Annotated in this window: 10 protein-coding genes; 6 read left to right on the top strand and 4 right to left on the bottom strand. The window is 63.6% G+C overall.

Features of this window, described 5'->3' with window-relative positions; genetic code table 11:
- Nucleotides 1–258: 258 nt before the first annotated feature.
- Nucleotides 259–621, top strand: coding sequence for a hypothetical protein (locus tag ACXJ7R_RS16830; RefSeq protein ID WP_457152826.1), 363 nt, complete (start codon nucleotides 259–261; stop codon nucleotides 619–621).
- 147 nt (nucleotides 622–768) lie between these two features.
- On the opposite strand, the gene ACXJ7R_RS16825 is transcribed toward ACXJ7R_RS16830, so the two are convergent.
- Nucleotides 769–1,452, bottom strand: coding sequence for a response regulator (locus ACXJ7R_RS16825; protein ID WP_457152825.1), 684 nt, complete (start codon nucleotides 1,450–1,452; stop codon nucleotides 769–771).
- A gap of 275 nt (nucleotides 1,453–1,727) precedes the next feature.
- Between ACXJ7R_RS16825 and ACXJ7R_RS16820 the strand changes: the two genes are divergently transcribed.
- The 3 genes from ACXJ7R_RS16820 to ACXJ7R_RS16810 all read left to right on the top strand — a co-directional run bounded on the left by ACXJ7R_RS16820 (nucleotide 1,728) and on the right by ACXJ7R_RS16810 (nucleotide 4,241).
- Nucleotides 1,728–2,423 carry a fumarylacetoacetate hydrolase family protein gene (locus ACXJ7R_RS16820; protein ID WP_457152824.1) on the top strand — a complete coding sequence of 232 codons (696 nt, stop codon included), beginning with the start codon at nucleotides 1,728–1,730 and terminating at the stop codon, nucleotides 2,421–2,423.
- Nucleotides 2,424–2,427: 4 nt separating this feature from the next.
- Complete coding sequence (gene maiA / locus ACXJ7R_RS16815) at nucleotides 2,428–3,078, top strand: maleylacetoacetate isomerase (protein ID WP_457152823.1); 651 nt, start codon at nucleotides 2,428–2,430, stop codon at nucleotides 3,076–3,078.
- A 122-nt stretch (nucleotides 3,079–3,200) separates the two neighbouring features.
- Complete coding sequence (locus ACXJ7R_RS16810; protein ID WP_457152822.1) at nucleotides 3,201–4,241, top strand: zinc-dependent alcohol dehydrogenase family protein; 1,041 nt, start codon at nucleotides 3,201–3,203, stop codon at nucleotides 4,239–4,241.
- Between the two features lie 23 nt (nucleotides 4,242–4,264).
- Here ACXJ7R_RS16810 and ACXJ7R_RS16805 read toward each other — a convergent pair whose 3' ends face one another.
- Nucleotides 4,265–5,128 (bottom strand): DMT family transporter, encoded by an 864-nt coding sequence (locus ACXJ7R_RS16805; protein WP_457152821.1) that lies wholly within the window; start codon nucleotides 5,126–5,128, stop codon nucleotides 4,265–4,267.
- Nucleotides 5,129–5,235: 107 nt separating this feature from the next.
- Between ACXJ7R_RS16805 and ACXJ7R_RS16800 the strand changes: the two genes are divergently transcribed.
- Nucleotides 5,236–6,639, top strand: a complete 1,404-nt coding sequence (locus ACXJ7R_RS16800; RefSeq protein ID WP_457152820.1) for an aminotransferase-like domain-containing protein — start codon at nucleotides 5,236–5,238, stop codon at nucleotides 6,637–6,639.
- 7 nt (nucleotides 6,640–6,646) lie between these two features.
- On the opposite strand, the gene ACXJ7R_RS16795 is transcribed toward ACXJ7R_RS16800, so the two are convergent.
- Nucleotides 6,647–7,540 carry a LysR family transcriptional regulator gene (locus ACXJ7R_RS16795; protein ID WP_457152819.1) on the bottom strand — a complete coding sequence of 298 codons (894 nt, stop codon included), beginning with the start codon at nucleotides 7,538–7,540 and terminating at the stop codon, nucleotides 6,647–6,649.
- Between the two features lie 131 nt (nucleotides 7,541–7,671).
- Here ACXJ7R_RS16795 and ACXJ7R_RS16790 point away from each other — a divergent pair, with 131 nt between their 5' ends.
- Nucleotides 7,672–9,105: an MFS transporter gene (locus ACXJ7R_RS16790; RefSeq protein ID WP_457152818.1), complete on the top strand. Its 1,434-nt coding sequence runs from the start codon at nucleotides 7,672–7,674 to the stop codon at nucleotides 9,103–9,105.
- Between the two features lie 3 nt (nucleotides 9,106–9,108).
- Here the strand turns inward: ACXJ7R_RS16790 and ACXJ7R_RS16785 are convergent.
- Nucleotides 9,109–9,484, bottom strand: a 376-nt coding sequence (locus ACXJ7R_RS16785) for a MaoC family dehydratase (RefSeq protein WP_457152817.1), incomplete at its 5' end; no start/stop codon positions are given.

The following is a 9,484-nucleotide window of genomic DNA, read 5'->3' as shown; positions in this document are numbered from 1 at the left end:
ACAGTGCACTCCTTATCGATGCATTTGTCGAGCAGATTGCCGAGCCAGGCCGTGAAACCAGGAACGCGAGGCGCGCAGCGAACAGAAAAAGTGAACTGTCACCGTAATTCGCCGATTCAGGAAAATAGTGCACTGTCACCGTTGCGTCATTCTTGGTAATTCTTGTGGCCTCGAAACAGCGTGAAAAGTGAACCCTCTATCGATATTTCGCATCCTGATTTGATTAAAGATTCGAAGATACATCAGCAGTGAGCTAAAATGGATTATCAAAAGAAACATAGAGCCTACGGTTGGCCTCTGCGTCAGTGGCTTGAAAATATGCCAAATGAGCTAGATCGTGACGCTATCGGGCTTTGGCAAATCATTCCGGTAGGACGGCATGAATTTGAGCTCACGGGTGAGGATTTGAAGACTTTTACGCGTGTTAGCCTCGAGAAAATCTTTAGGCGCGGCGGGATTCCGGTGACCGGCAACATGGGGAAATGGGTCCGAGATCACAGATATGGAGTCAGTGAGAGCGAGATAATAGAGAATATTATTGAAGTATGGTCAGTCGACAGCTTCGCCGAACCTGATGTCGAGGATGGGTGGTTTGCGTTACCTGAATTGATCGAGGACTAGAATGGAACTACGGCAATTGCGAAATACAGTGACAGTGCACTTGCAATTGCGGTGACAGTGCACTTTTTACCACGCCCTGCCCGAACATCGTTGCCCCCCACCCAGCTCCGCTTCGCGGATCGCCCCCACAAGGGGAAAGGTAAAAGCTCAAAACCCAGCCTGATCCCTGAACAGCTCCGCATTGTCCAGCTTCGACACCTCGATCACCGCTTGCGTGCGGCTGTAGACATTGAGCTTGCGCAGGATTTCCGACACATGAGCCTTGACCGTGGTTTCGCCGACCTGCAGCTCATAGGCGATCTGCTTGTTGAGCAGGCCCTGGCGCAGCATCTGCAGCACGCGCAATTGTTGCGGCGTCAGCGTCGACAGGCGTTGCACCATGTCGGCACGGTCGACGCTGTCGGCGTCGGGCGTGCGGGCTTCATAGGTTTCCGGCACATAGATCGCACCTTCCATCACCGAGCGTATGGCGGCGGCGAGGTCGCTCTTGCGCGCCGATTTCGGGATGAAGCCGGCCGCCCCATAGGACAGTGCCTCGGAAATGATCTTTGGTTCCTCATAACCCGAGACGATGACCACCGGCAGGCGCGGATAGCGGGTTCGGAGTTGCAGCAGTCCGTCGAAGCCGTGCACGTCGGGCATGCTGAGGTCGAGCAGCGCCAGATCGAACGGCTTGGCGCCGGCCAGAAGATCGAGCGCCTCGCTGATCGAGCGCGCCTCCACCGTGTCGACTTCCGGATAAGCCATCTGCACCGCGCTGTGCAGCGCCTCGCGAAACAGCGGGTGGTCGTCGATGATGAGGAACCGGGCGCGATCGTGGACTGCGGTCATGGGTTCATTTCGGTTCGGGGGCGATTGATGCATGTCGCCCAAAAGTGGCCCCGGTTTTGGGTGAACGACATGCATGAGACAAAGACCTAAAGCGCGTCGCCTCAAATCCGTTCAAACGCGACGCGCTTTAGAATAGCCTCGCGACCATGGCCAGATTATTGCCAAATAGTACATCGCCATCTCCGTCGGAAAGCGCGGCCGCGCTTTCTCGATCACTTCGCCTTGCCCGGGCGCACAAATCGGCCGAATGTTCCGGCAACCAAGCAGAGACCCACATGACCGCCTTCGTCCTTCCCTCGCCCGCAACATCATCGGTGGCCGTTGCCGGCTCGCCCGAGCGCTTTGCGGTGCGCCGCATCTTCTGCGTCGGCCGCAACTACGCGGCGCATGCCCGCGAATTCGGCAATGACGAGCGCGATCCGCCCTTCTTCTTCACCAAGCCGGCCGATGCGGTGGTCGATTCCGGCACCACCATCCCCTACCCACCCTTGACCGGCAATCTGCACCATGAGATCGAACTGGTCGCTGCGATCGGCAAGCCAGGCTTCCGCATCACGCGCGAGCGGGCTCTAGATCATGTCTGGGGTTATGGCGTCGGCATCGACCTCACCCGCCGCGATCTGCAGGATGAAGCCAAGAAGACGGCGCGGCCCTGGGACTGGTCGAAGGCGTTCGACCGCTCCGCGCCTTGCGGCCCGCTGGTCCCCGCGGCGAAAGCTGGCCACCCGCAAAAGGGCCGCATCTGGCTCGCCGTCAATGGCAAGGTCAGGCAGGATGCCGACCTCGCCGAACTGATCTGGCCGATCGCCGATATCGTATCGATCTGCAGCGAGGCGGTGGAACTGGAACCCGGCGACCTGATCTTCACCGGCACGCCGGCCGGTGTCGGCGCGGTTCGTGCCGGCGACACGATGACCGGCGGTGTCGACGGCATCGGCACGATCGAAGTCACCATCGGCCAACCGAAGTAAGCGCATGAGCGACGTCGTCCTGCACAACTACTATCGCTCCTCCACCTCCTATCGGGTGCGGATTGCGCTGGAGATGAAGGGGCTGAGCTATGATTATGTCCCGCATCACCTGCGCCATGGCGAGCATCTGGAGCCCGCCTATCTCGCGGTCAATCCGCAGGGTCTGGTGCCGGCGCTGATCCTCGATGACGGGACGCTCTTGACGCAATCGCTGGCGATCATCGAATTCCTCGACGAAACCCGTCCCGAACCGCCGCTGCTGCCGAAGGACGCGGCTGGCCGGGCGCGGGTCCGGATGCTGGCGCAGATGATCGCCTGCGATATCCATCCGGTGAACAATCTGCGCGTGCTGACCTCGCTGCGCACTTTGTTCGGCGCCGGCGACCAGGACATCACCAACTGGTTCCGCCATTGGGTGAACGAAGGCTTTCAGCCGCTGGAAAAGATCCTGGCTGCCTCGGCCGAGACAGGTACATTCTGCCATGGCGACATGCCGGGCCTGGCCGACATCTGCCTGGCTGCGCAGGTCACCAGCAATGCCCGCTTCGGCCTCGACATGACGCCTTACCCGACCATCGCGCGCATCAACGCCGCCTGCATGGCCCTTTCGGCGTTCCAGAAGGCGGCTCCCCAGAACCAGATCGATGCCGAGTAAGGCCGCCGACGCGTAGCGCCAGCGCCAACTGGTCAGTCCGTCTGGCGGAATCGATTTCCGCTTGACCGGACAGGGAATCGGCTATCGTTTCCCACAGGCCGTTTGAAGGTTGGGAGTTGCCAATGAAAGCCGTCGTCTTCGAGAAATTCGGCGAAGCGCCGACGATCCAGACCGTTCCCGATCCGAAACCGGCTGCCGATGGCGTCGTCATCAAGGTCGAGGCGACCGGACTGTGCCGCAGCGACTGGCATGGCTGGATGGGTCATGACGACGGCATCCGCCTGCCGCATGTGCCGGGCCACGAACTGGCCGGTGTCGTGGTCGCCGCCGGCAAGCATGTGACCCGCTGGAAGGCCGGCGAACGCGTCACGGTGCCGTTCGCAGTCGGTTGCGGCCATTGCTTCGAATGCACCTCGGGCAATCACCAGGTCTGCGAACATCAGACGCAGCCCGGCTTCACCGGCTGGGGCTCGTTCGCCGAATATGTCGCCATCGAACACGCCGACACCAATCTCGTGCGCTTGCCCGACGAGATGGAATTCGCCACCGCCGCCAGCCTCGGCTGCCGCTTCGTCACCTCCTTTCGCGCCATCGTCGATCAGGGTCGGGTGACGCCGGGCGAATGGGTGGCGGTGCATGGCTGCGGCGGCGTCGGCCTGTCGGCGATCATGATCGCCAGCGCGATGGGCGCCAATGTCATCGCCATTGACCTCACCGACGAGAAGCTCGATTTCGCCAGGAAGATCGGCGCCGTCGCCACCATCAACGCGTCGAAAACGCCGAATGTCGTCAAGACCGTGAAGCAGATCACCAATGGCGGTGCGCACATGTCGATGGACGCGCTCGGCCACCCCACCACCTCATTCAACTCGATCGCGAACCTGCGCCGGCGCGGCCGCCATGTGCAGGTCGGCCTGATGCTGGGGGAGCACGCCCGCCCACAGGTGCCGATGGACAAGGTGATTGCCTTCGAGCTCGAGATTCTCGGCAGCCACGGCATGCAGGCCTATCGCTACCAGGCGATGATGGAGATGATCCGCAACGGCAAGCTCAAGCCCGAACTTCTGGTCGGCAAGAAGATCAGCCTCGACGAGGCGCCCGCGGCCTTGATGGCGATGGGCGGCTTCGAGGGCATCGGCATCGGCGTGGTGACGAAGTTCTAGGGACAAGAGCCGCCGCCCCGGAACTACCTGGCAAATTTCTTCGCGCCGAACACGCATAGCACAACACCGAGCGTCACGACCACCATTAGCGGACTGACCTGCTCATGCAGCAGCGTCGCCGCCAGCGCCAGGCCAAAGAACGGCTGCAAAAGCTGTAACTGTCCGACGGCGGCGATGCCGCCTTGCGCAAGGCCGCGGTACCAGAACACGAAGCCTATCAGCATGCTGAACAGTGAGACATAGGCGAGCCCGATCCAGGCGTTGGAGCCGACACTGGCAAAGGATGGCGGCAGCGTCGCGAAAGTCAGCACCAGCATGATCGGCAGCGACAGCACCAGCGCCCAGCAGATCACTTGCCAGCCGCCGAGCTTGCGCGACAGCGCTGCACCCTCGGCATAACCCAGGCCGCAGACGACGATGGCGGCCAGCATCAGACCATCGCCGACCGGCGAGGCTGTCACGCCCTGCATCAGGGCAAAGCCCGCGACAAGCCCGCTGCCCACGCACGAGAACAGCCAGAACGCCGGGCGAGGACGTTCACCGCCGCGCAGCACGCCGAAAATCGCCGTCGCCAGCGGCAGCAGGCCGACGAAGATGATGGAGTGGGCCGAGGTGACGTGCTTGAGCGCCAGTGCCGTCAGCAGGGGAAAACCCACCACCACGCCGAGCGCGACGATGACCAGCGACAGCAAATCCCCTCGCTCCGGGCGCTTTTGGCGGAACACCAGCAGCAGGGCGAGACCAAGCAGTCCGGCAATCGCCGCGCGGGCCGATGTCACGAAGGTTGGATCGAAATCCATCACGGCGACGCGCGTTGCCGGAAGCGAGCCGCTGAAAATCAGCACGCCGACGAATCCGTTCACCCAGCCGCTCGCCATCTTGTCCATCACAGGCTCCGTTTTGTTTCGCCCTCTATCGGGCCTGCGCCTATGGCGTCGCCAGTGACAATGGGGTACAATTTTTCAAAACTGTAATGGTCGACAAGGCAGTACAGATGACGATACCAGCGCTTGAGACTGAGGACACGGTCACTTTGGTCGAGAGCGTGATGGCGACTGTCCGCCAGCGGATTGCCGCGCGCAGCCTGACTCCGGGGGCGCGATTGCCGTCGATCCGCGCCTTCGCCAAATCCATGCAGGTTTCCAAATCCACCGTGGTCGAAGCCTATGAGCGGCTCGCCGCAGAAGGCGCGATCCGCTCCCGACCGGGCTCAGGCTTCTATGCCGCCGGCTCGCTGGCGCCGCTGTCTCTGGCCGAGATCGGTCCCCGGCTCGATCGCGCGGTCGATCCGCTCTGGATCTCGCGCCAGTCGCTGGAGGCAGGCGATGACAGTCTGAAACCCGGCTGCGGCTGGCTGCCGGCCGCGTGGATGCCCCAGGCAGGGTTGCGCCGCGCGCTGCGAACCGTGGCGCGCGCCGATGATGTCGCGCTCGCCGACTACGGCACGCCGCTCGGCCTGCCGCCGCTGCGGAACCTGCTGGCGCGGCGCATGGCCGAGCATGGCATCGAAGCCTCTCCCGAACAGATCATGCTGACGGAATCGGGCACGCAGGCCATCGATCTCCTGTGCCGGTTTCTGATCGAGCCCGGTGACACGGTACTGGTCGACGATCCCTGCTACTTCAATTTTCATGCTTTGCTGCGCGCCCACCGCGCCAAGGTCGTCAGCGTTCCTTACACGCAGTCAGGGCCGGACATCGACCTGTTCGCGCAGGCGTTGGCCGAGCACCGGCCTCGGCTCTACATCACCAATTCGGCCATCCACAACCCGACCGGCGCGATCCTGTCGCCAGTCACGGCCCACCGGCTGCTCAAGCTCGCCGATCAATCCGACCTGACCATCGTCGAGGACGACATCTTTGCCGATTTCGAACATGCGCCCGCCCCCAGGCTGGCGGCGTTCGATGGCCTGAGCCGGGTCGTCCAGATCGGCAGTTTCTCCAAGACGCTGTCGGCGTCTGTTCGCTGCGGCTTCATCGCAGCGCCCCGCGACTGGATCGAGCGCCTGACCGATCTCAAGATCGCCACCACTTTCGGCGGCGGGCGGCTTGCGGCCGAACTGGTGCTGACGCTGCTGAAGGACGGCAGCTACCGCAAGCACATGGATCTGCTGCGGGCGCGGCTTTCGCGCGCCATGGGCGAGACGAGCACCCGTCTGAAGGCAATCGGCATCACGCCCTGGATCGACCAGCCGGCCGGGCTGTTCCTGTGGTGCAGCCTGCCGGATGGCGTCGATGCGGCCGAAGTCGCCCGCCGGGCTCTCGCCGACAACATCGTGCTGGCGCCCGGCAATGCGTTCAGCCTGTCCCAGACAGCCAGCCGCTTCCTGCGCTTCAACGTTGCCCAGTGCGCAGACCAGCGGATTTTCAAGGTGGTTGAGGCGGCGATGGCGCGTTGATTGCCGGTCAGCGAGATGTCGCACAGACCTCCCGCACGCAGTCGCGCAACCAGCGTTGCGCCGGATCGGCATCGAGACGCGGATGCCAGAGCATGGAGATGGTGACCTCCACGGTGGCGACCGGCAGCGGAAAGCTGTGCATGCCGGCGCGCGCGCCCTCGGTGTGCCGCTCGGGCACGCTGGCGATCAGGTCGGATGCGCGCGCCATCGCAAGCGTGGCCGAGAAGCTTGAAACCATGCACACGACAGTCCGCTGGAGTCCAAGCCGCTCCAGGGCTTCATCGATCGGCCCTTTCTCGCGGCCACGCCGCGAAACACTGATGTGGCGGCCAGCCGCGTAGCGCTCGGCCGTCACGACGCCCTCGCTCARGGGATGGCCAGCGCGCACCGCACCGATGAAGCGGTCGCGAAACAGGGCCTGAATACGCATCTCGGGTCCGGTTTCACTGGCGACGCCGATTTCCAGGTCAACCGCCGCCTCGCGCAGCGGCGTGACATCCTTGTCTGACTTCGGCGCGAAACGCAGTCGCACGCATGGCGCCTCCGCTTCGATGCGAGCAACAAGGCGCGGCGCGAACTCTTCCACGAAGCTTTCATTGGTGCGCAGTGTGAAAGTCCTGGCGAGGTCCGAAAGGTCGAGGAGCCTGGCAGGGCGCAGCAGTGCTTCCGCATCCTGGACGACGCGACCAGCCTGCTGCCGCAACTCCTGCGCACGCGGTGTCGGAACCAGGCCGCGGCCGGCGCGAACCAGCAGCGGATCGCCCGTCGCCTCGCGCAGCCGCGCCAGCGTCCGGCTCATCGCCGAGGGGCTTAGACCAAGACGATTGGCGGCGCGCGCCACACTGCCTTCGGTCAGCAGAACGTCGAGGGCGACGAGCAAATTGAGATCGGGCGATGCCATCCGCGGATCATAGCACGTGATATGGCGTTTGATGCACGAATAGCATGCAAATACTGCGTCTTCCGCCATATCAGCCAAAAGACTAGATCTCCGACAGCTCCGGTTATGGAGCCGATGGAAAGGAGATCGCCTTGGCAATCGCAGAGCAAAATGAGCGCGTATCGGCGCCGCCCCAATCCTCCCGCCGGGCGCTGGCGAGCCTTTCGCTCGCCACCCTGCTGTCGTCGCTGGGAACCAGCATTGCCAGCGTCGGCCTGCCGTCGCTGATGCAGGCGTTCGGCGCTTCGTTCCAGTCGGTGCAGTGGGTTGTTCTGGCCTATCTGCTCGCCATCACCACATTGATTGTCAGCGCCGGACGGCTGGCCGACATGTTCGGGCGCCGGCCGTTGCTGCTTGGCGGCATCGCGCTGTTCACGCTGGCGTCCATACTCTGCGGCCTGGCGCCAACGCTCTGGCTGCTGATCGCCGCGCGGGCCGTGCAAGGACTTGGTGCGGCGCTGATGATGGCGCTGACGCTGGCTTTTGTCGCCGAAACGGTGAGCAAGGCCAAAACCGGCAGCGCCATGGGCCTGCTCGGCGCCATGTCCGCAATCGGCACGACACTTGGGCCCTCGCTCGGCGGCCTTCTGATCGCGGGCTTCGGCTGGCGGGCGATTTTCCTCGTCAACATGCCGCTGGGCATGCTCACCTTCGCTCTCGCCTATCGTGCCTTGCCGGCGCGCGGCAAGCCAGCCCAGGCTGATCGGGGCAAGTTCGACGCCGTGGGCACTGCCCTGCTGGCCCTGACGCTGGCCGCCTATGCGCTGGCCATGACGCTTGGCAGGGGCAATTTCGGCGCACTCAACCTCGGCCTGCTGATAGCTGCCGGCATCGGCGTCGTTCTGTTCGCCGCAGCGCAGGCAAAAGTGAAGAACCCTTTGATCAAGCTTGCCAGCTTTCGTGACCTCCAGTTGAGCGCCAGCCTGGCGATGAGCCTCGTCGTCGCGACGGTGATGATGGCGACCCTGGTGGTTGCACCGTTCTACCTGTCGCGCGGGCTCGGGCTCGATGCCGCAAGGGTCGGCCTCGTGCTGTCGACCGGTCCGCTCGTCTCGGCCCTGTCGGCGCTGCTGGCCGGACGCCTGACTGATCGCTTCGGGGCCCACAGGATGATGGTTGCCGGCTCGGCCAGCCTTGCCATCGGCACGTTCCTGCTGTCGCTCGCCATGACGAAACTCGGCATTGCCAGCTATGTCGTGCCGATCACCGTCACCTGCATCGGCTACGCGCTGTTCCAGACGTCCAACAATGCAGCGATCATGACCGGTGTTGGCGCGGGCGAGCGCGGTGTCGTCTCTGGCCTGCTCAATCTGTCGCGCAATCTCGGCCTCATCACCGGCGCATCGTTGATGGGCGCCGTCTTCGCCGTCGCATCGGCTGGGGAACAAGACATTCTGAGTTCCGCGGCCGCCGCCCGGGGAATGCAGGTCACCTTTCAGACGGCAACGGCACTGGCGCTGGTCGCGCTGGTCCTTGCGCTGCTCTCGGCCCGCACCGTTGGCCGCGCGCAGCCCAGCGTTTCGTAAGGCTCAGGCCCCTGCCCGTTTGCGGCGCTCGTAGAGCATGACCAGCGTTTCAGCGGTGAGCGCCGGCTTTTCCTCGCCTTCGATCTCTACCGTGTTGGCCGCCTTCATCAGATACTGGCCAGGGCCTCTGTCCTCCATGGACAGCAGAACGGCGCGCAGCCTGATGCGCGCGCCGACCTTGACCGGCGCCAGGAAACGCACCTTGTCGAAACCGTAATTGAACGCAGCCTGGGTGTTTTCGGGCACGATGCCCATGCCGAGCGCCAGCGCGCCGATGATCGACAGCGTCAGGTAGCCGTGCGCGATCGTCGTGCGGAACGGGCTTTGCCGTCGCGCCCGCTCAGGGTCGACATGAATCCATTGATGGTCGCCGGTACAT

This window comes from Mesorhizobium sp. P5_C1 (assembly GCF_054049815.1).
This window is presented reverse-complemented; position numbering and strand designations above follow the sequence as displayed.

Excerpts from the sequence above, each read along its gene's own strand:
- maiA (WP_457152823.1), top strand. The coding sequence starts at position 2,428 with ATGAGCGACGTCGTCCTGCACAACTACTATCGCTCCTCCACCTCCTAT.
- ACXJ7R_RS16825 (WP_457152825.1), bottom strand. The coding sequence starts at position 1,452 with ATGACCGCAGTCCACGATCGCGCCCGGTTCCTCATCATCGACGACCAC.
- ACXJ7R_RS16820 (WP_457152824.1), top strand. The coding sequence starts at position 1,728 with ATGACCGCCTTCGTCCTTCCCTCGCCCGCAACATCATCGGTGGCCGTT.
- ACXJ7R_RS16805 (WP_457152821.1), bottom strand. The coding sequence starts at position 5,128 with ATGGACAAGATGGCGAGCGGCTGGGTGAACGGATTCGTCGGCGTGCTG.
- ACXJ7R_RS16830 (WP_457152826.1), top strand. The coding sequence starts at position 259 with ATGGATTATCAAAAGAAACATAGAGCCTACGGTTGGCCTCTGCGTCAG.
- ACXJ7R_RS16810 (WP_457152822.1), top strand. The coding sequence starts at position 3,201 with ATGAAAGCCGTCGTCTTCGAGAAATTCGGCGAAGCGCCGACGATCCAG.
- ACXJ7R_RS16800 (WP_457152820.1), top strand. The coding sequence starts at position 5,236 with ATGACGATACCAGCGCTTGAGACTGAGGACACGGTCACTTTGGTCGAG.